21 protein-coding genes are annotated in these 18,439 nt (G+C 74.1%); 5 read left to right on the top strand and 16 right to left on the bottom strand.

Going from position 1 to position 18,439, the window contains the following annotated elements; all coding sequences use genetic code 11:
• Positions 1-19: 19 nt before the first annotated feature.
• Complete coding sequence (locus ACI791_RS02880) at positions 20-769, bottom strand: histidinol-phosphatase (protein ID WP_456584646.1); 750 nt, start codon at positions 767-769, stop codon at positions 20-22.
• Between the two features lie 311 nt (positions 770-1,080).
• Here ACI791_RS02880 and ACI791_RS02875 point away from each other — a divergent pair, with 311 nt between their 5' ends.
• On the top strand, positions 1,081-1,788 hold the full coding sequence (locus tag ACI791_RS02875; protein ID WP_456584645.1) for a response regulator: 708 nt from the start codon (positions 1,081-1,083) through the stop codon (positions 1,786-1,788).
• A gap of 34 nt (positions 1,789-1,822) precedes the next feature.
• Here ACI791_RS02875 and ACI791_RS02870 read toward each other — a convergent pair whose 3' ends face one another.
• The 11 genes from ACI791_RS02870 to ACI791_RS02820 form a co-directional block, all read right to left on the bottom strand.
• The gene (locus ACI791_RS02870; RefSeq protein WP_456584644.1) at positions 1,823-2,488 is read right to left on the bottom strand and encodes a response regulator; all 666 of its coding nucleotides are present in this window, start codon (positions 2,486-2,488) and stop codon (positions 1,823-1,825) included.
• Positions 2,482-2,901 (bottom strand): hypothetical protein, encoded by a 420-nt coding sequence (locus ACI791_RS02865; protein ID WP_456584643.1) that lies wholly within the window; start codon positions 2,899-2,901, stop codon positions 2,482-2,484. The genes ACI791_RS02870 and ACI791_RS02865 overlap by 7 nt, the downstream gene beginning before the upstream one ends.
• Positions 2,898-3,530 carry a signal peptidase I gene (locus tag ACI791_RS02860; protein ID WP_456584642.1) on the bottom strand — a complete coding sequence of 211 codons (633 nt, stop codon included), beginning with the start codon at positions 3,528-3,530 and terminating at the stop codon, positions 2,898-2,900. The genes ACI791_RS02865 and ACI791_RS02860 overlap by 4 nt, the downstream gene beginning before the upstream one ends.
• Positions 3,531-3,560: 30 nt before the next feature.
• A complete protein-coding gene (locus tag ACI791_RS02855) occupies positions 3,561-4,157 on the bottom strand; it encodes a TasA family protein (RefSeq protein ID WP_456584641.1) in 597 nt (198 codons plus the stop codon).
• A gap of 211 nt (positions 4,158-4,368) precedes the next feature.
• A complete protein-coding gene (locus tag ACI791_RS02850; protein WP_456584640.1) occupies positions 4,369-6,147 on the bottom strand; it encodes a sensor histidine kinase in 1,779 nt (592 codons plus the stop codon).
• Positions 6,144-6,584 (bottom strand): response regulator transcription factor, encoded by a 441-nt coding sequence (locus ACI791_RS02845; RefSeq protein WP_456584639.1) that lies wholly within the window; start codon positions 6,582-6,584, stop codon positions 6,144-6,146. Before ACI791_RS02845 ends, ACI791_RS02850 begins: the two co-directional genes overlap by 4 nt.
• 208 nt (positions 6,585-6,792) lie before the next feature.
• The gene (locus ACI791_RS02840; protein WP_456584638.1) at positions 6,793-7,524 is read right to left on the bottom strand and encodes a DUF3618 domain-containing protein; all 732 of its coding nucleotides are present in this window, start codon (positions 7,522-7,524) and stop codon (positions 6,793-6,795) included.
• A gap of 26 nt (positions 7,525-7,550) precedes the next feature.
• The gene (locus ACI791_RS02835; RefSeq protein WP_456584637.1) at positions 7,551-8,093 is read right to left on the bottom strand and encodes a phage holin family protein; all 543 of its coding nucleotides are present in this window, start codon (positions 8,091-8,093) and stop codon (positions 7,551-7,553) included.
• 1 nt (position 8,094) lies between these two features.
• Complete coding sequence (locus ACI791_RS02830; protein ID WP_456584636.1) at positions 8,095-8,940, bottom strand: hypothetical protein; 846 nt, start codon at positions 8,938-8,940, stop codon at positions 8,095-8,097.
• Between the two features lie 299 nt (positions 8,941-9,239).
• Entirely contained in the window at positions 9,240-10,061 is an 822-nt protein-coding gene (locus ACI791_RS02825; protein ID WP_456584635.1) for an enoyl-CoA hydratase/isomerase family protein, read from the bottom strand.
• Between the two features lie 13 nt (positions 10,062-10,074).
• Positions 10,075-10,674 (bottom strand): neutral zinc metallopeptidase, encoded by a 600-nt coding sequence (locus ACI791_RS02820; protein WP_456584634.1) that lies wholly within the window; start codon positions 10,672-10,674, stop codon positions 10,075-10,077.
• A gap of 111 nt (positions 10,675-10,785) precedes the next feature.
• Here ACI791_RS02820 and ACI791_RS02815 point away from each other — a divergent pair, with 111 nt between their 5' ends.
• On the top strand, positions 10,786-11,229 hold the full coding sequence (locus ACI791_RS02815) for a nitroreductase family deazaflavin-dependent oxidoreductase (RefSeq protein ID WP_456584633.1): 444 nt from the start codon (positions 10,786-10,788) through the stop codon (positions 11,227-11,229).
• A 21-nt stretch (positions 11,230-11,250) separates the two neighbouring features.
• On the opposite strand, the gene ACI791_RS02810 is transcribed toward ACI791_RS02815, so the two are convergent.
• On the bottom strand, positions 11,251-12,312 hold the full coding sequence (locus ACI791_RS02810; RefSeq protein WP_456584632.1) for a winged helix DNA-binding domain-containing protein: 1,062 nt from the start codon (positions 12,310-12,312) through the stop codon (positions 11,251-11,253).
• Positions 12,313-12,632: 320 nt separating this feature from the next.
• Here ACI791_RS02810 and ACI791_RS02805 point away from each other — a divergent pair, with 320 nt between their 5' ends.
• The 3 genes from ACI791_RS02805 (at position 12,633) to ACI791_RS02795 (ending at position 15,657) form a co-directional block, all read left to right on the top strand.
• Positions 12,633-12,932 (top strand): three-helix bundle dimerization domain-containing protein, encoded by a 300-nt coding sequence (locus ACI791_RS02805; RefSeq protein ID WP_456584631.1) that lies wholly within the window; start codon positions 12,633-12,635, stop codon positions 12,930-12,932.
• Between the two features lie 41 nt (positions 12,933-12,973).
• Positions 12,974-14,593 (top strand): ABC-F family ATP-binding cassette domain-containing protein, encoded by a 1,620-nt coding sequence (locus ACI791_RS02800; RefSeq protein WP_456584630.1) that lies wholly within the window; start codon positions 12,974-12,976, stop codon positions 14,591-14,593.
• Positions 14,594-14,682: 89 nt separating this feature from the next.
• Complete coding sequence (locus tag ACI791_RS02795) at positions 14,683-15,657, top strand: metal ABC transporter solute-binding protein, Zn/Mn family (RefSeq protein ID WP_456584629.1); 975 nt, start codon at positions 14,683-14,685, stop codon at positions 15,655-15,657.
• A gap of 88 nt (positions 15,658-15,745) precedes the next feature.
• Here ACI791_RS02795 and ACI791_RS02790 read toward each other — a convergent pair whose 3' ends face one another.
• The 3 genes from ACI791_RS02790 to ACI791_RS02780 form a co-directional block, all read right to left on the bottom strand.
• Positions 15,746-16,141: a Fur family transcriptional regulator gene (locus ACI791_RS02790; RefSeq protein WP_456584628.1), complete on the bottom strand. Its 396-nt coding sequence runs from the start codon at positions 16,139-16,141 to the stop codon at positions 15,746-15,748.
• Positions 16,142-16,246: 105 nt separating this feature from the next.
• Entirely contained in the window at positions 16,247-17,140 is an 894-nt protein-coding gene (locus ACI791_RS02785; RefSeq protein WP_456584627.1) for an oxidoreductase, read from the bottom strand.
• 79 nt (positions 17,141-17,219) lie between these two features.
• Positions 17,220-18,401, bottom strand: coding sequence for an alcohol dehydrogenase catalytic domain-containing protein (locus ACI791_RS02780; protein WP_456584626.1), 1,182 nt, complete (start codon positions 18,399-18,401; stop codon positions 17,220-17,222).
• Positions 18,402-18,439 lie beyond the last annotated feature (38 nt).

The raw sequence follows: 18,439 nt of genomic DNA, 5'->3' as shown, positions 1-18,439 counted from the left end.
GCGGCGGAGCGGACGTCGGTCAGCGGGCGCCCACCAGCCGGGTCGCCGACGCCGCGTCGGCCACCCACGAGTAGCGGCCCACGGTCGCGGCCGCGTGGCTGTCGGTGGAGCCGACCAGGGTCACGCCGGCGGCGGCCAGGGCCAGCACCACGCGCGGTCCGGGGGAGCGCCACTTCTCGTTGACCTCGACCGTCGTCCCGGTGCGGACGGCGGCGGAGGCGATCGCGGCGATGTGCTCGTCGAGCAGCCCGCTCTCGTGCATGCCGATCTTCGGCAGCAGCGAGAACAGATGCGCCAGCTGGCCCCGGCCGGCCCGGTCCATCGCCCGGACGGTCGCGTCGACCAGGATCGACAGCGCGTCCTCGGCCGACAGCCCGCCGGCCATCTCCTCGAGCGTGCGGCGCGGGCTCCACGGACCGTCCGGCCCGGGGAACCGGTGATCGGCGATGAGGATGCGGTCCACCCCGCCGGTCCCGACCACCAGGTCCCCGGGGACGTCGAGCCGCCCGGAGGCGTCCAGGATCTCCGCCTCGACGCCGGTCAGCACCTCCAGCCCCTCGACGCGGGGCAGCGCGGCCACCTCGGCGAGGAAGCCGGGCACCCATGCCGTCGTCGTCCGGACGTGGTCGACCATGCGGATGCTGGCCAGCCCGGTGTCGCGGGCGGCTATCAGGTTCTCCATCGGCGCGCTGACCGCGTCGTCGGACCAGGTGGAGTGCACGTGGTGGTCGGTGAGCAGCAGGTCCAGCTCACCCAGGACGGCGGTCATCGTGCGGCCTCGCCGGCGAGAACGGCGGCAGGCGGCGCGCCGGTCGGGCGTACGCCGGTGGGGAGGGGAACAGGCACCGAAGCTCCGGGTGGTCGAGGTGGCGGGGGAGTGGGTGGGTCTCGAGGAGAGGGAACGGCCGGACCCGCGGGTGCCCTGAGGCGGTCCCCGTCCGTCTCACCCCTCCGGGTGGCATCACCGGACCGGGCAGTTCCCCCGGCGCTCAAGCGCGGGCTCCCGGCTGCCGATCACCGGGTCAGGTGACGGGACGAGGACCTCTCCCGCATCCCCGTCCGCAGCAGAGGAGAGACGTCGTGCCCGACCAGTCGGTGCTCGTGGTGGAGGACACCCAGGAGATCCGGGAACTCGTGACCACGGTGCTGGCGCGGGCCGGGCTGGCCGTGCGGGCCGTCGGCACCGGCGCTGACGCGCTGGAGGAGGTCCGGCGCGACGCCCCGGACCTGATCGTCCTGGACCTCGGTCTGCCCGACGCCGACGGCACCGAGATCTGCCGCCAGATCCGCACCGAGACCGCCTGCTACGTCCTGATGCTCACCGCGCGCGCCGAGGAGGTCGACCTGCTCATCGGGCTGGCCGTCGGCGCCGACGGGTACATGGTCAAGCCCTTCTCGCCGCGCGAGCTGGTGGCGCGGGTGCAGGCGATGCTGCGGTTCCCGCGCACCGCCGCATCAGCCGCGCCGGCCGCCGCCCCGGCCCAGGAGTCGGTGCGCCGGCTGGCCGATCTGGAGGTGGACGAGGACAGCCGCGAGGTTCGGGTCGACGGCGCAGTCGTCGACCTCACCCGCACCGAGTTCGACCTGCTCGCCGCGCTGGCGTCCCGCCCGGGACGCGTCCTGCAGCGGGAGACGTTGCTCCGCGAGGTCTGGGAGACCGACTGGGAGGGCAACCTCCGCCTGGTCGAGGCCCACATGTCGAACCTGCGGCGGAAGCTGGTGGCCGCCGGTCTGCACTCGCCGGAGATCCGTACGGTCCGAGGGGTCGGTTACCGCCTCGTGGCGTAGCGGACGGTTCGTACGCTTCCCCGCCCGGGACGCGTCAGCCGCCCGCCAGGGCCTGCAACTGCTCGACCCGGGAGTGCGCCAGGACGCCGCGGCGCGCGTCCGCCGCGATCGCCTGGCAGAGCGCGGCGACCTCCGGGTGCCCGAGCTGGCCGCTGCTGCCGGCGAGGGTCTGCGCCGCCGAGGCCACCGCCGTCGCGTCGCCCGCCCGGGTGTGCCGGCCGATGGCGGACAGCCGGGCGGGCAGGGCATCGGCGTAGAGCCGCTGCAGCCGGGGCATCAGCTCGCCGACGACCAGTTCGATGTCGTCGGCAGCATCGGCCGGAAGGTCCACCTGCGCAGCCGGCCCCGTGGTCCGGCTGCGCAGGAAGTCGAGGAGCGCCCGTGCGGAGACGGGCTTGGTGAGCGTGGTCAGCGCGCCGGCTGCGGAGGCCTGGAGACGGACCTCCTCGTCCGGCTGGGCGGTGAGCACCACGAACCGGGCGCGTGACCCGTTGCGCCGGATCCGGCGGAGCATCTCCGTACCGCTGCGACCGGTCAGGTCCGAGTCGGTGACGACCAGGTCGACGTCGGTGACCAGGGCGTGCCGGACGGCGTCCTCCGGGCCGGCGGCCTGCTGCACCTGCCATCCCCCCAGGCACAGGAGGTCCGACACCTGGTCGCGAGTGGTGGCGTCGCCGTCGACGACGAGGGCGGTCAGCACTGCACGGCCGGGGAGTGGTCCGACGTCGCCGTCCAGCCGTAGGGCGTCTCGGCGGTGACGGTGAAGGTGTAGCTGTAACCCAGGGCCAGGGTCAGGTACATCGCCCTCAGGCTCGTCTCCTGCGGGCCGGTGCGGCCCACCACGAACGTCTTCCCGTCCTCGCGGTGCCCGGTGACGAGGTAGCCGCTCACGTCGGGGGACGTGCTGAGGGTCCAGGAGACACGGGCATCGGAGAGCAGCAGGCACCAGCTCCCGGCCGTGTCGACCTCCGTGGGCGGCTGGACGGTCCCCGTCGAGATGCCGGCGGCCACGGTGGTGGAGTCCCCGAACACCGCCCAGGCGGGGAGGGCGCCGCCGGCGGCGAGAGCGAGGACGAGGCCGGCGACCGACAGGGCGCGGCGGGCGGTGTTCATGCTCGGACGTCCTCCGGCTCGTTCCGGGTGGGACGCCAGATGCTCAGGAGGGCCCAGCCGGCGAGCAGGGTCGGAGCCCCGTAGAGGAGCACCTGGTTCACTCCCGGGGTGCGCAGCAGCTGGACCACGGAGCCGAGCTCGGGGATGACGGCGCGGACCTGGTAGGCCGTGTCACCCTCCAGGACGGCGGTCCAGGGGTCGATCGCCGCGTTGGCATCGCCCTTGGTCCGGACCTGGACGCGGCCGTCCGGCGTGTGCTCGACCGAGACGACGCGGTGGGTCACGAGGCTGCGGTCGCCGATGGGCACGTGGTAGGCGATGACCATGCCCTCGGTCACGTCGGTGACCCGGAGCGGGGTGACGACGGTGATGTCACCCGGCTCGATGTCCGGGGCCATGCTCCCGGTCAGCATGGTCATCGTGCGGTAGCCGAAGGCGTGCGGCCCGACGGCCAGGAACGCGAAGGCCAGCACGGCGATCCCCATGACCCCGCGGACCAGCCACGGGGCCGTGCGGCCCAGGACGTGGTGGCCCCGGTCGGCGCGGCGGCCGGCCGTGGAGCGCTCGTCCCCGGCCGGGAGCGGCGCTGCGGCTGCCCCCGGGCGACGGACGGAGAGGACGGTGGTCATGGCGGTCTCCGGGTGGTCGTCGGGCGGAGGTCAGCGGGTGATGCCGGTGCGCTGCGTGCCCGAGAAGGTCAGGCTCAGGGCGGCGGACTTGCCCTGGAAGGTGTCGTCGGCCGTCGTCGGCAGCGAGACCGTGTAGGCGAGGAAGTCGGTTCCGTCGACCGCGAGCGAGCCCGCGCCGCTCAGGTAGGTGCTTCGCAGGACCGGACCGGAGCCGAGGGACTTCTCGCCGCTGTCGCAGGTGTAGCCGGTACCGGACTGCCTCCACGCGACACCGCAGGAGCGGACGGACAGCTGCAGGCCGTTCGTGGCATCCGAGGTCAGCACGGTCGGCGTCGCGTCGGTGGTGTGCAGCTGGATGCCGGAGAAGGCGACGTCGCCGTCGTTGTGCAGGTTGATCGAGCGGGTGAGGCTGTCGCCGGGCACGAAGCCGGAGACGTCCAACGGCAGGGTGCCCTGCTGGGTGGCGGTGAGGGTGAGGGTGCCGGTGGCGACGGTGCTGGTCACCGGGGTGGTGCTGTCGGTGAAGGTGCCGAAGGTCCCCAGGCCGGCGACGGCGGCGGCCGCGGCGAGAACGCCGAGCGAGCCGACGACCTTGCGGGTGTTCGAGGTGGCGGTCTTGGCGGTCATGTCCTGCATCTCCCGGTGTCCGTGTCGGTGCCGCCGTGTCCTCCGGCGACACCAAGGACTCTGAAGGTCGTTCCGCACGCCACCCGCCCGCCTTCCGCAAGGAATCCGCAAGGGATCGGCGGGAACCACGCAGTCGGGAGTGCGACGGCCCCCGGACGCGGCACGCCCCCCGTCCCGGGCGGGATCGGGGGGCGCGTGCCGGTCGGGGCGGTCACCGGTCGCCGGGGCACGGCAGCGCCATCGTGAAGGTCGTGCCCACCCCCTCGGTGCTCTCCATGCTCAGCGTCCCGCCGTGGGCCGTGGTGATCGCCTTGGTGATCGCGAGGCCGAGGCCGACGCCCGGGACGGCGTTGCGCTGCGCGGTGGACGAGCGGAAGAACCGGGTGAACAGCTGGCCCTGCTCGCCGGCCGGAATGCCCATCCCCGTGTCGGCCACCGACAGGAGGGCGACGGGGACCGCTCGCCGCTCGCCGCTCGCCGCCGGCTGCCCGTCCGGCTGTCGCCACGCGCGCCGCAGCGTCAGCCGCACCTGCCCGCCCGCGGGAGTGAACTTGACCGCGTTGGAGACGAGGTTGTCGCACGCCTGGCCCAGTCGGACCGGGTCGCCCGAGACGACCAGGGCGTCGGCGGGGACGTCGACGGCGACCTCCACGCCCGCGGCGGCGGCCGCGACCCGTGCGTTCTCCTCCGCGGCACGGACCACCGCACCGAGGTCGACGTCGTCCGGCTGCAGGGTGAAGCGGCCGCTCTCGACCTGGGCGGTGAAGAGCAGGTCGCCGACCAGCCGCAGCAGCCGCTGGGCGTTGCGCTCGACGGTGGACAGGTACTGCCGCTGCTCGGCGGTGAGCGGCTGGTCCTCGTCGTCCATGACCAGCTCGAGGTAGCCGAGGATCGAACTGAGCGGCGTGCGCAGCTCGTGGCTGATCAGGCTGACGAACTGGTCCTTCATCCGCTCGGTGGCCCGCACCTCGGTCATGTCGGTGCCCACGAAGTTCCAGCCGGCGTGGGCGCCTCGGTCGTCGGAGCGCGGCGTGATGGCGACCGAGACGGTCCGGTGCCGCCCGTCGGCGGCGACGTAGGTCCAGTCGCGGACGTCGCTGCCCTTCTCCCGCGCGACGTGCACCAGGGCGTCGAACCCGGCGGGCGAACCACCGTCCTTCGCGGTCGCGGCGAGCTCCTCGGGGAGGTGGAAGTCGAGGACCGAGCGCGTCCGGACGACGTCGGCGCGCGGAATGCCGAGCATCCTCTCCGCGCCGGGGTTCCAGACCCGGATGGTGCCGTCGCGGTCGGTCCCGATGATGGACTGCTCGGTGACGGCGTCGATGACGCTGGTCATGGTCTGGGCGCGGGCGGCGAGGATGCGCGACGCGGTGTCCAGCTCGTCGGCGCGGCTCTGCACCTGCTCGAGCAGTGCGGCCTGCTCCCGCTGGAGCTGCACGATGCGGCGCGCCTGCTCCGCCAGACGGCGGGTGTTCCCGTTCACCGCGAGGCTGCCGACGGCGACCACCACCGGCCCGAGCAGCAGGGCCCCGGGCAGGTCGTCGGCCGCGGGGACGGCGCCCACGAGGTGGGGGACCGCCAGCACGGCGGTGGCCCCCGCCACGGCGACCGGGACGCCCCGGCGGGTGGGACGGGTGGAGAGCACCCAGAGCGGGCCGAGGAGGAGCAGCAGCACCGTCGGTGACGCGGTGCCGGCGTACAGCAGGCCCACGGCGGTGAGGTGCGCGACCGGCACGGCCAGGGAGCCGAGGCCGGCGGGCGAGCGACGGAGGGACCAGGCGCCCGCCGTGGCGGCGAGCGCGACGGCCAGGCCGGCGTGCACGGCACCGCGCTCGGCGACCGGCACGGAGCCGGCCAGCGGCACGGCCGCCGCGGTGAACAGGAGGGCGCACCGCACCGGCCCGCTGGCGCCGGCCTGCCACGCGTCGACGTCGAGCAGGCGGTGGCGGGCCATGGTGGAGCGCGTCCGGTCGAGGACGGCGACGGTCATGCCACCGGCTCCCCGACGGTCAGCTCCCGGACCCGGTGCACCAGGCCGGCGACGGTGAAGGGCTTGGCCAGGTAGGCGTCGGCTCCCGCGGAGAGGCCGCGGGCGACCTCGTCGGGGGAGGCGCCCGCCGACAGCAGCAGGATCCGGATGGCGGCGGTGGCCGGGTCGGCGCGCAGGGCGGCGCAGATCTCCAGCCCCGTCATGCCGGGCATCGAGACGTCCAGGACCGCCAGGTCGGGCAGCTGCGCCCGGGCCGCGGCGAGAGCCGCGGTCCCGTCGGGCGCCGACGTGACGACCTGGCAGCCGGCCTTGCGCACGGCGAGGGTCACGAGGTCGCGGATGTCGTCCTCGTCGTCGGCCACGACCACCCGGACGGTCCCGGTCGGGCCGGGCCGGGCGGGGAGGCCGCCAGGGAGGTGGTGCTGGGCCGGGTCCACGGATGCTCCCGTCGGTCGAGGTCCCGCACCGCGGAGTGGTGGGACCGGTGGCGTCGTCCAGGGGAGGAACGGCGCCCCGACGGGGGGCCTGCAGCGCGGACCAGGGTGGCTCACCCGATCGGGTGGGCACCCCGGACAGCACTGCGCCCCGCCGGGTGGACCCGGCGGGGCGCAGTGCGGACGGTGCGGGTCGGCGGACCCGCAGGTGTCAGGAGCCGGACTGGCTCTGCACCGACTGCTTGGACTGCTGGGCCTGGCCCTGGACCGAGTCCTTGGACTGCTGGGCCTGACCCTGCACGTCCTGAGCCGCGGACTGGCCCTCCTGCTTGACGGTCTCGGTCGCGTCCTGAGCGGTGGACTTGACCTCCTCCATCGCGTGCTGCGCCGCCGGCTTGAGCTGCTCGCCCATTTCCTGCGCGGCTTCCTTGGCCGGCTGGAGCAGCGCGTCCTTGTTCTCGCGCAGCGCGGTCTCGGCCTGCTGGGCCAGCTGCTGCTCCTTCTGCGAGGCGGGCAGCAGGCTGGACACCAGCCACCCCGCACCGAAGGCGATCAGGCCGGCGGCCAAGGGGTTGCCCTGGGCCTGGCGGGTGATCGTCTCCGGCGCCTGCTGCACTGCACCGACCGCGGAGGAGGTGGCGTGCTGCACGCTGCCTGCCGCGTTCGAGGCCGCGTCCTGCACGGTTCCGGCCGCGTTCGAGGCCGTGTCGTGCACGGAGCCGGCGGCGTTGGACGCCTTGCCGTGCGCCGCCGAGGTGGTCTCGTGGGCGGTACCCATCACCTTGTCCCGGAGGCTGCTCACGCGGCCCTTGGCCGCGGTCACCCGACGGTCCATGACGCGGGACGGGTTGACCTTCTCGTTGAGGGCATCGACGTCGTAGCTGAGCTCGCGCCGGGTGTCCTCGATCTGCCGCCGGATGACGTCCGGGTCACTGCTGGTCATTGTTGCGACTCCTCGCGGTCGGGTGGTCAGTTGGGCTTCATGGCGCCGGGAACCTGCGACAGGGTCTCGACGGTGCGCTCGGGCTTCGGATTTACCTGGTCGAACTTCTTCTTGCCCATCAGACCCGCCACCGCAGCGACGATGCCCCAGAGGACCGCGACGATCAGCGCGGACCAGCTGTGGCCCACCAGGTGGGACAGCGCCCACCACAGTGCGATGGACAGAAAAAGGATCGTCATGTAGGCGGCGAAACCGGCGGCGCCGAAGAGTCCGGCACCCGTCCCCGCCTTCTTCGCCTCGACCTTGAGCTCCAACTTGGCGAGCTCGAGCTCCTGCCGCATCAGGGTGGACATGTCCTTGGCGACCTCGCCGATCAGGGCACCGACGGAGACGCCCTCGACATCGGGGTTTCCGGCGTCGGTCGTCGGGGTGCCCATGCCGCCGCTGTAGTTCTGACCCTCGGGGTAGTCAGCCGCGTAGTTCTGCGGCGTCGGGTCCGCGTAGCCGTGGGGGGTGGCGCCGGCGGGGGTGGCCCCGGCAGGGGTGGCCCCGGAGTAGGGGGAGGTCATGTCAGCCCACCTCACCGGGCCGGCGAGCCGGGTCGTCCCAGCCTGCGGGCGTGGTCGGGGGCACCGTGCCCCCGGCGGGCGGCACCGTGCCGTACGGCGGCGGGGGCAGCGGCGCCCCCGTGCCCGTGCCGGGGGTGGCGCCCGTGCCGGTGCCGACGCCCGTGCCGGTGGTGGCGGTCGAGTAGCCCGAGTACGTCGGCGCGGGGTCGACGTAGTTCGTCGGCGTGCTGCGGTAGCCGTTGCCGTCACCGGACCCCGAACCGGAGCTGGAGTGCGCGGCCTTCGTGCCACTGGTCAGCCGGCCCGCGAGGACACCGGCGGCCGCGGCGCCGAGCAGGAAGAGGCCCGGCTTGCGACGCGCGAAGCTGCGCACCTCGTCGAGCAGCTCGGCCGGCTCACGGTTCTGCAGCATGGAGGCGAAGTCCTCCACCGTGCCCGACGCCTGCTGGAGCAGGTCGCGCACCGGCCCGGGGGCGCCCTCGCTGCTGCCGTCGGCGAGGCCGCGCATCTGCTGGGCGATGGCGTTGAGGCCCTCGGCCGCCTTCTGCTGCTGCGAGACCGTCTGCTCCTTGAGCTGCGCCCGGCCCTGCTCGACGAGGTCCTTCGCCTGGCGCTGGGTCTCGTGCGCCACGTGCTTGGCCTGGTCGGCGGCGGTCGACGCCACCTCGCTACCGGCCTGCGCGGCGGTCTGCCCGACGTTGCGGGCCTCGTTCTTGGCGACGTCCGTGGTGTGCTTGGCCTCGTCCTTGGCGACGTCCTTGGTCGACGAGCTTTCGGTCGTGGTGGTGCTGGCGCCCGTCGTGGCCGGAACCGGTGGCGGGAACGGGGCATCGATGGAGTGAGTCATCGGTCCTCCTCGGCAAACTGCGTGGTCGGTGGTGGCGCTACCCCGCCGCCGTTGCGGCACACATCCGGCTCGGTCGTTGACCGGGCCGGGTGGCCGTCACGACGACGGGTCAGCGCCGCTGGTGTCGGGCGGGAGAGCTGACCGAAGTCGACCCGGCGCGTCCATGCGTCACGGGGCGGGACCGGGGAGGCGAGGAAAAGCAGCGCCGGCGCTGCGCCGTCCCCCGCGCCGCTCGTGAGAGCACCGTTCCGCGCAGCGGGTGGGGTACCCGCCGCCGGGGGCTGATCAAACTCCGGGGATCAGCCCGACCAGCGGAACCGCGGCGGCCGCCGCTCGGCGAAGGCCGCCACGCCCTCGGCCAGCTCGCCGGCGGCGATGGTCTCGAGGTACCGCGTCGCGGCCCGCGTCTCGCCGTCCCCGCCGCCGCCCAGGTCGGCGACGACCTCCTTGGTGGCGCGCTGGGTCAGTGCCGAGCGGGAGGCGAGCACGGCGGCGAACCGGTGCACCTCGGCCTCCAGGTCGTCGGCCTCGACCAGCCGGTCGACCAGACCGGTGCGCAGCGCGGTGGGCGCGTCGATGAGCTCGCCGCTGTAGAGCAGGTACTTCGTCGTCGCGGGGCCGACGAGGTCGACCAGCGCCTTGGTCGACGACGGGGTGTAGACGATGCCGACCTTGGCCGGGGTCACCCCGAAGACCGCGGAGTGGTCGGCGAAGCGCAGGTCGCAGCAGGTGGCCAGCTCGACCCCGCCCCCGATGCAGTGGCCGCGGACGACCGCCACCGTCGGCTTGGGGAAGGTGCGCAGCGCCGCCTGGGCGGCCAGGTTGTGCCGCCGGACCTCGGCCATCGGGTCTCGGGGGTCGTCGCCGCCGAGCAGGTCGGAGATGTCGGCGCCCGCGCAGAAGCTCGGGCCGGCGCCGGTCACCAGCAGCACCCGGACTCCGGGGTCCTCGGCGAGCGGAGCCAGCACGGCGGGCAGCGCCGCCCACATGCCGACCGTCATGGCGTTGCGCTTCTCGGGCCGGTCGATGGTGAGGACGGCGACGGAGCCGTCCCGCGTCACGCGGAGGTTGGTGGCCCCCATGCAGGGTCCCGGCGCGAGCGTGCGAGTGGTGGGGGGCATGGGGGTCCTTCCATCAGCCCAGGTCGTCGGTGGCGAAGGTGTCGCAGCGGCTGGGGTCACCGGTCTCGTACCCGGTACGGAACCAGCGCTGCCGCTGTTCGGAAGAGCCGTGGGTGAACGCGTCCTGGTCGACCGTGCCGCTGCCCAGGTCCTCCTGGATGAAGTCGTCGCCGATGCGGGCGGCGGCGTCCAGAGCACGGGCGATGTCGTCGTCGGTGATCTCGGCGATCAGCGGCTGGCCGGACTCGTCGGGAACCGTCTCACCGGCGGTGACCTGCTGGTTGATGCCCAGCAGGTTCTGCACGCGGTGGGCGTACTCGTGGGCGACGACGTAGGCGTCGACGAACAATCCGCCCTTCGCGTCGGCGCGGGTGCGGCAGTTCTCCTCGAGCCGGCCGATGTCGGTCGTCTGCCCCTGGCCGAGCACGGAGAGCCCGCCGGCCCCGGCCCCGGCCCCACCCCCGAGGACCTGGAGCAGCACCACGACCAGGAGGCCGATCAGGCCGAGCCCACCGCCGCCCACGGCGACGCCGCGGGCACCACGGAGCCCGCCGCCACCGCGGACGTCCCGGACGCTCGACGTGTCGAGGTCGGCAGCTTCGCTGTACCGCATCCCGTGCTGCTCCTCCCGCTGACCGGCCGTCCGAACGGTGCCACCGGCTTCCGCGTGCCCGCGACTCGGGTCGCCGGGCACAGCGGCCGTGCCGGCCCTAGATTCGGGTGCATGCCGTTGGAGGGTGAGTACGAACCGAGTCCGCAGCAGTGGGTCCGCGACCAGGTCGAGCGCTACGAGGCGACCGGCGGCCGCGAGGCGAGCACGCTGCGGGACACCGGGTTGCCGGTGGTCATCTTCAGCACTCGCGGTGCGCGCAGCGGCAAGGTTCGCAAGCAGCCGCTGATGCGGGTCGAGCACGACGGCGTCTACGCGATGGTGGGCTCGCAGGGCGGGGCGCCCACCGACCCCGCGTGGGTCGCCAACCTCCGGGCACACCCCGACCAGGTGACCGTGCAGGACGGCCCTGAACCGTGGGACGGCGTGGCGCGGGAGATCTCCGGCGCGGAGCGGGACGAGTGGTGGGAACGGGCCGTGGCCGCCTACCCCGCCTACGCGGAGTACCAGCAGAAGACCGACCGGCAGATCCCGGTCTTCCTCGTCGAGCGCCGCTGAGCCGCGCCCGGCCGGCGGCGGTCAGGGCCAGGCGGCGGCGAGCCGGGGGACGGCGGCCTGCACGTCCGCGTCCCAGGTGGTGAACGGCTCGGCCTCCGGCGCGCGTGCACTGCCCCGCCGGGAGGGGCGCCACGTGCCGGCGATGCGGCCGTCGACGACCACGGTGGGCCGGAAGACGCCGTTGCGACCGGGCGCGATGCGCTCGGCGAAGGCCGGGTCGAGGATCGCGTCGCGGTCGGCGTAGCCGAGCACGTACTCGTCGAAGCCGGGGAGCAGCAGCGGTTCCCGGGCCTGGTCGCGGTGCGCGGCGTACCGGTCGGGGGTGGCGGGGTCGAGGAGGTATTCCTCGCCGTCCACCTCGACGCGGTCCAGCCGGTCCCGGACCGCGGCCAGGCCGGTGCGGACGTCGCGCACCGTGGTCCCGGCCCAGCGGACCAGGTCGTGGACGGTGGCCGGGCCGTGCCCGGAGAAGTACCGCAGCGCCAGCTCGGCCAGTGCCTCGTCCCGCGCCAGCCGGCGGGGCCGGCGCACCCACTCGTCGAGGAGCACGAACAACTGCTCGCCGTCCTGCGTGGGGCCGAGGCACAGGGTGCCGGTCTGCGCCAGGAACCACAGCAGGTGGTAGCCCCGCTGCCCCGTCGTCGCGACACCGCCCGCCTCGATGGCCGCCAGCAGCGCACCGCGGGAGAGCCGCCCGCCCCCGGACAGCGCGGCGGCGGTCACTTCGCGTGCGCGCTCGGCGTCGGCTCCGGTGAGCCCCAGGGCGGCGCGCCGTCCGGCCAGCCCGGCGAGGGCCCGGGGGCTCAGCAGGCCGAGCATCCAGGGCAGGTCCTCGGCCGGGAGCAGGTGCAGCGTGCCGCGCATCGGCCAGGAGCGGACGATCGTTCCCTCGTCCAGCGCGCGGAGCACCGCAGCCCGGTCCCGCGCCGCGGTGCGCAGGGCCACCGCGGCGATCGCGCCCGGGAGGTCCTGGCCCTGCAGGGCGGTCAGCCGGGAGACGGCCGCCGCGGCGTCGGGTGCCGGCGGCCCCGCGAGCCGCTGGGCGACCAGGCGCATCAGGGCCACGTCGTGCAGCGTCGTCACGGCGGCCACCGTGGCAGACGGGTCCGACGGTCCAACGGTCCGGCGCCCTCGGCGCCGTGCCCGGGCCGGCGCCGGTAGCGTCGGGAGGGTGATGGGGATGGGTGGGGCCGGCGGCCGGGACGCGGAGCGGCGCCGGAGGCTGGTGGCGGCGCTCGTCGTCCTCGCGATGGTGCTCGCGGCCGGCGCGACGGTGCTCTCGATCGCCTTCGGCTGACCCGGTGGGCCTTTGGGCCCTGGCGCGGCGGTAGCCGGAACGACACCGTGTGGAGACGCCGCGGCCGTTCCCGGTCGGGCCCCGATTCCGGAACGAAGGACCGCCGATGACCCTGGTCGTCCCGCCGAGCCCCTCCGGATCCGCCGCCGACGAGCCGACCGGGCCGGCCCGCGGGATCCGCCCTTCCCAGCACCTCCCCGGGCCGTCGCAGCGCGTACCCGCTGACGACGCGGTGAGGGCAGCGATCGGCCGGCTCAGCGGCGAGTTCTCCGGCCGGGTGGACCCACGGCTGCTCGTCCGGGTCGTGCGGGACTGCCGGCGGGAGCTCGGGGGCTCCCCGGTCGGTGCCCTGCCGGAGCTGGTCGAGCGGCTGGCGCGCTACCGGCTGGACCAGCGCATCGGCTGAGCGCCCGGAAACCGGGTTGCCCGGCCGGGCAGGATGACGGCGTGGGATACGTCGACGTGACCGGGGTCCGGTACACGCTCTCGGACGGGCGGGTACTCCTGGACGACGTCGCCTTCCGCGTCGGCGAAGGTGCCCGGGCCGCCCTGGTGGGCGAGAACGGCGCCGGCAAGACGACGCTGCTGCGGATCATCTCCGGCGACCTCTCGCCCGAGGCGGGCTCGATCGCCCGCACCGGCGGGCTGGGCGTGATGCGGCAGTTCATCGGATCGGTCCGGGACGACACCACGGTCCAGCGGATGCTGGTCGACCTCTCGCCCGCCGCCGTCCGCGCCGCCTGGGACGCCGTCGACGCCACGGAGGTCGCGCTCATGGAGACCGACGACGAGCGCTCGCAGATGGCCTACGCCGACGCGCTGGCGCAGTGGGGGGATGCCGGTGGCTACGAGGCGGAGGTCACCTGGGACACGGTGACGGTGGCGGCGCTGGGTGTTCCGTACGAGCGGTGCAAGTACCGGGAGCTGTCCACGCTGTCCGGCGGTGAGCAGAAGCGGCTGGCTCTGGAGGCGCTGCTGCGGGGCCCGGACGAGGTGCTGCTCCTCGACGAGCCGGACAACTACCTCGACGTCCCCGGCAAGCGCTGGCTGGAGCAGCGGCTGCTCGAGACCCGCAAGACCGTGCTGTTCGTCAGCCACGACCGGGAGCTCCTGGCCCGCGTCGCCGACCGGGTGGTGACCGTCGAGGGCGGGACGGCATGGGTGCACGGCGGGGGATTCGCCAGCTACCACGAGGCCCGGACGGCGCGGCACGAGCGGCTGGCCGAGCTGCGCCGGCGCTGGGACGAGGAGCACCAGCGGCTGGTCGACCTCGTGCGCACGCTTCAGCAGCAGGCCGCCAACTCGCCGGACATGGCCAACCGCTACCACGCCATGCAGACCCGGCTGGCCAAGTTCGAGGCCGCGGGCCCGCCACCGGAGCGCCCGCCGGAGCAGAAGGTCGCGATGCGGCTGCGCGGGGGCCGGACCGGGGTGCGCGCGGTCATGGCCGAGCAGCTGGAGCTCACCGGCCTGATGAAGTCGTTCGACCTGGAGGTCTGGTACGGCGACCGGGTGGGCGTCCTCGGGGCCAACGGCGCGGGGAAGTCGCACTTCCTGCGGCTGCTGGCCGGTCAGGCGGTGGCGCACACCGGTGGGTGGCGGCTGGGCGCCCGGGTCGTCCCCGGGTTCTTCGCGCAGACGCACGCCCATCCCGAGTGGCAGGACCGGACGCCGGTCGACCTGCTGTGGCACGGGGAGCCCGGCCGTCCCGGGGTGGACCGCGGGCGGGCGATGGCCACGCTGCGCCGGTACGGGCTCACCGACTCCGCCGACCAGCCCTTCCGCACGCTGTCGGGTGGGCAGCAGGCGCGGTTCCAGATCCTGCTGCTGGAGCTGTCCGGTGCCACGCTCCTGTTGCTCGACGAGCCGACCGACAACTTGGACGTGCTGTCGGCGGAAGCGCTGGAGGAGGCGCTGGCGGCCTTCGACGGAACGGTTGTCGCCGTCACCCACGACCGCTGGTTCGCGCGCTCTTTCGACCGGTTCCTCGTCTTCGGTGCCGACGGCCGGGTGTACGAGTCCGCCGAGCCGGTGTTCGACGAGACCCGGGTCGTCCGCGCCCGCTGACACCTCGGGCGTCCGCACGGGCGGAGGGCGCGTGCGGACGGGGAGGACCGGTCGTGCATGATGGTAGTGAGAATCATTACCGCTCCCACATGGAGATCATGATGCGCCGCCGCCCCCGCCCCGCTGCCCTGGCCCTGGCCGGGGCCGCCATCCTCGCCCTCGCCGCCTGCGGGAACGCCGACGCGGGTGGGCCGAGCACCAGCGCCGGCGACACCGACGCCTGCCCGGGTGAGGTCGTCGACGTCGTCGTCTCGGTCGGGCAGTGGGGCGACGTGGTCGAGGCCCTGGGTGGTGACTGCGCGTCCGTGACCACCGTCATCAGCTCGACCGCCGTCGACCCCCACGATTTCGAGCCCACCACCGGCGACATCGCCGCCTTCCAGGAGGCCGAGCTGGTCGTCCTCAACGGCGCCGGCTACGACCACTGGGCGGAGGATGCCGCGACCGGCGTCGACCCCGCGCCCGCCGTGCTCGACCTGGCCGACGTCGTGGGTGTGGAGACGGGCGAGCACGCCGACGAGGAGCACGGGCACGGCGGGGTCAACCCGCACATCTGGTACTCCCCGGAGTACGTGCAGCAGGCCGCCGAGGCGCTCACCGCCGAGCTGAGCGAGCTCTCACCGGACGCCGCGGACCACTTCGCCGAGCGCGCCGCCGCCTGGGAGGAGGAGCTGGCGCCCTATCTGACCGAGGTCGAGTCGCTTCGGGCCGCCGCCGACGGGCGCACGTTCGCCGCGACCGAGTCGGTGTTCGAGTACATGGCCGAGGCGATCGGGCTGACCGACGTGACCCCGGAGGGCTACCGGGAGTCCGCCAGCAACGAGGCCGAGCCGGCGCCGGGCGATCTCGCCGCCTTCCAGGCCGCGCTCGCGGCCGGAGAGGCGGACGTGCTGGTCTACAACACCCAGACCGAGGGTGGGGTGCCCGAGCAGCTCCGGGCGGCAGCCGAGTCCGCCGGCGTGCCCGTCGTCGAGGTCGCCGAGTCCGCGCCCGACGACGCCGGCTCGTTCATCGACTGGCAGGTCGCCCAGCTGCGCACGCTCTCGGCCGCGCTGCAGGGCTGACCGCGACACCGGACGCGCGCGACGGCGGACCGGCGACGACCGCCCGCCGGAGGACCGTGGCCGGCGTCCGGCGGGGCAGCCCCGGAGGTCAGCCGGAGACGCGGCAGTCGCCGCAGGTGCCGAAGATCTCCAGCGTGTGGCTGACGTCGGCGAAACCGTGCTCGCCGGCCACTCCCTCGGCCCAGCGTTCGACCGTCGGGCCGGCCACCTCGACGGTCCGCCCGCAGGTGCGGCAGACGAGATGGTGGTGGTGCTGCGGGCTGCAGCGGCGGTACAGCGCCTCACCGGAGTCGGTGCGGATCGAGTCGAGCTCGCCGTCGTCGGCCAGTGACTGCACCGCCCGGTACACCGTCGACAGACCCACCTTGTCGCCGGCCGCGCGGAGGCGGGCGTGCACGTCCTGGGCGCTGTGAAAACCCTCCAGGTCGGTGAACAGCGTCCGGACAGCATCGCGCTGGGGGGTGGGGCGGGTCACGGGGCCCATCGTGACACGGTGGCGGCGGCCGGCCCGGTCGCCCGCCGGGTGGGCTCACCCGAAGGCGCGGCCCTCGCCCTGGCAGGTGAGCGGGCACGGCACAGGGGCCTCTGCTCAGAGGTCGACGGGGGGCTCGCCGGTGCCACCGATGCGGTCCAGCTCCTCGAGCTCGGCCGGCCCCAGCACGCGGGCGCCGGCCTGCAGGTTCTCCTCCAGGTGGACCACCGAGGAGGTGCCCGGGATGAGCAGCAGGTTGGGGGAGCGGGCGAGCAGCCAGGCCAGCGCGACCTGCATCGGCGTCGTCTCGAGGCGGCGGGCGACGGTCTCCAGCGCGGCCGACTGGAGCGGGGTGAACCCGCCCAGCGGGAAGAACGGCGTGTAGGCGACGCCCTCGCGGGCCAGGGCGTCGATGAGCGGGTCGTCCGCGCGGTGCACGAGGTTGTAGTGGTTCTGCACGCACACGACGGGCGCGATGGCCCGGGCCTCGGCGAACATCTGCGGCGTCACGTTGCTGACCCCGAGGTGGCGGACGAGCCCCTCCTGCTGCATCGCGGCCAGCGCCTCGAACGGCTCGGCGAGCGAGCGCTGCACCGGTTCGGCGAAGCCGGGCATGCGCAGGTTGACGACGTCGAGCGCCTCGACGCCCAGGTGGTCGATGTTCTCCTGGACGGCGCGCCGCAGGTCGTCGGCGTCCAGCGCCTCGGGCCAGCCGCCGTCGGCGTCCCGCCGGGCGCCCACCTTGGTCACGATGACCAGGTCCTCGGGGTAGGGGTGCAGCGCCTCGCGGATCAGCTCGTTGACGACGGTCGGCCCGTAGTAGTCGCTGGTGTCGACGTGGTCGACGCCGAGCTCGACGGCGCGGCGGAGCACGGCGACGGCGGCGTCCCGGTCGGCCGGCGGCCCCATGACGTGCGGGCCGGCCAGTTGCATGGCGCCGTACCCCAGGCGGTGGACCTCGCGGTCACCGAGGCGGAAGGTGCCGGAGTTCTCGGCAGTGGGGATCGTCATGGGCACTGCCCTACCCGCTGACGGACGGGCATGCGCGGGCGGGCCGGAGACGCGGTCGTCCTGCCGGCCCGCCCCGGCGTCACGGCTGGAGCAGCACCTTGACCGCGCCGTCCTTCTTCTGGCGGAAGTTCGCGTAGGCCTCCGGCGCCTGCTCCAGCGGCAGGCGGTGGGTGGCGAACTCGTCGACGCCGAGCGGGTCGCCGTCGAGCAGCAGCGGCAGGATGTCGGGCACCCAGCGCCACACGTTGGCCTGGCCCATGCGCAGCTGGATCTGCTTGTCGAACATCCGCATCAGCGGCAGCGGGTCGGTGGCCCCGCCGTAGACACCGGACAGCGAGATCGTGCCGCCGCGGCGGACGGCCTCGATGGCGGTGTTCAGCGCGGCCAGCCGGTCGATGCCGACCACGGTCATGACCCGCTCCATGATGGCGTCGGGCACCACGGCGGTGGCCTTCTGGGCGATGGTGGCCAAGGGGGAGCCGTGCGCCTCCATGCCGACGGCGTCGATCACCGCGTCGGGGCCCCGGCCGTCGGTGAGGTCGCGCACCCGCGCCACGACCTCGGCCTGGTCGGTCGAGTCGATGACGGTGATGCCGTTGCGCCGGGCCCGGGCGAGCCGCTCGGGTACGACGTCGGAGGCGATGACCTGCCCGGCGCCGAGGTGCTTGGCGACGCGCGTGGCCATGTCACCGATCGGGCCGAGGCCCAGGACCAGGACACTGCCGCCCTCCGGGACGCCGGCGTACTGCACCGCCTGCCAGGCGGTGGGCAGCACGTCGGAGAGGTAGACGAATCGGTCGTCGAGGGGGGCGTCGGGCACCTTGATCGGCAGCGTGTTGCCGAACGGCACCCGCAGGTACTCGGCCTGGCCGCCGGGCACCTGGCCGTAGAGCTTGGTGTAGCCGAACAGCGAGGCACCCATGCCCTGCTCGCGGTTCTGCGTCGTCTCGCACTGGGACTGCAGACCCTGCGAGCACGTCCAGCAGGTGTTGCAGGAGACGTTGAACGGAACGACGACCCGGTCGCCGGGCTTGACGGCGGTGACGTCACGGCCGACCTCGCGCACGATGCCCATCGGCTCGTGACCCATGACGTCGCCGACGGTCATGAAGGGCGCCAGCACCTCGATGAGGTGGAGGTCGGAGCCGCAGATGCCGCTCGAGGTGATCTCGACGATGACGTCCGTCTGATCCTGGATGGTCGGGTCGGGAACGGTGTCCACCCGGACGTCTCCTCGTCCGTGCCAGGTCACTGCGCGCATGCGGGAACTCCCTCGATCGGGCCGGTGGGCAGGTGGTT

The sequence above is a fragment of the Blastococcus sp. SYSU DS0973 genome (assembly GCF_054051055.1).
The sequence above is the reverse complement of the archived record's forward strand: the minus strand, read 5'-3'. Positions and strand labels throughout refer to the sequence as shown.

Coding starts and splice junctions, on each gene's coding strand:
- ACI791_RS02880 (WP_456584646.1), bottom strand. CDS start 769: ATGACCGCCGTCCTGGGTGAGCTGGACCTGCTGCTCACCGACCACCAC.
- ACI791_RS02865 (WP_456584643.1), bottom strand. CDS start 2,901: ATGAACACCGCCCGCCGCGCCCTGTCGGTCGCCGGCCTCGTCCTCGCT.
- ACI791_RS02860 (WP_456584642.1), bottom strand. CDS start 3,530: ATGACCACCGTCCTCTCCGTCCGTCGCCCGGGGGCAGCCGCAGCGCCG.
- ACI791_RS02855 (WP_456584641.1), bottom strand. CDS start 4,157: ATGACCGCCAAGACCGCCACCTCGAACACCCGCAAGGTCGTCGGCTCG.
- ACI791_RS02850 (WP_456584640.1), bottom strand. CDS start 6,147: ATGACCGTCGCCGTCCTCGACCGGACGCGCTCCACCATGGCCCGCCAC.
- ACI791_RS02840 (WP_456584638.1), bottom strand. CDS start 7,524: ATGACCAGCAGTGACCCGGACGTCATCCGGCGGCAGATCGAGGACACC.
- ACI791_RS02835 (WP_456584637.1), bottom strand. CDS start 8,093: ATGACCTCCCCCTACTCCGGGGCCACCCCTGCCGGGGCCACCCCCGCC.
- ACI791_RS02830 (WP_456584636.1), bottom strand. CDS start 8,940: ATGACTCACTCCATCGATGCCCCGTTCCCGCCACCGGTTCCGGCCACG.
- ACI791_RS02825 (WP_456584635.1), bottom strand. CDS start 10,061: ATGCCCCCCACCACTCGCACGCTCGCGCCGGGACCCTGCATGGGGGCC.
- ACI791_RS02820 (WP_456584634.1), bottom strand. CDS start 10,674: ATGCGGTACAGCGAAGCTGCCGACCTCGACACGTCGAGCGTCCGGGAC.
- ACI791_RS02815 (WP_456584633.1), top strand. CDS start 10,786: ATGCCGTTGGAGGGTGAGTACGAACCGAGTCCGCAGCAGTGGGTCCGC.
- ACI791_RS02805 (WP_456584631.1), top strand. CDS start 12,633: ATGACCCTGGTCGTCCCGCCGAGCCCCTCCGGATCCGCCGCCGACGAG.
- ACI791_RS02795 (WP_456584629.1), top strand. CDS start 14,683: ATGGAGATCATGATGCGCCGCCGCCCCCGCCCCGCTGCCCTGGCCCTG.
- ACI791_RS02790 (WP_456584628.1), bottom strand. CDS start 16,141: ATGGGCCCCGTGACCCGCCCCACCCCCCAGCGCGATGCTGTCCGGACG.
- ACI791_RS02785 (WP_456584627.1), bottom strand. CDS start 17,140: ATGACGATCCCCACTGCCGAGAACTCCGGCACCTTCCGCCTCGGTGAC.
- ACI791_RS02780 (WP_456584626.1), bottom strand. CDS start 18,401: ATGCGCGCAGTGACCTGGCACGGACGAGGAGACGTCCGGGTGGACACC.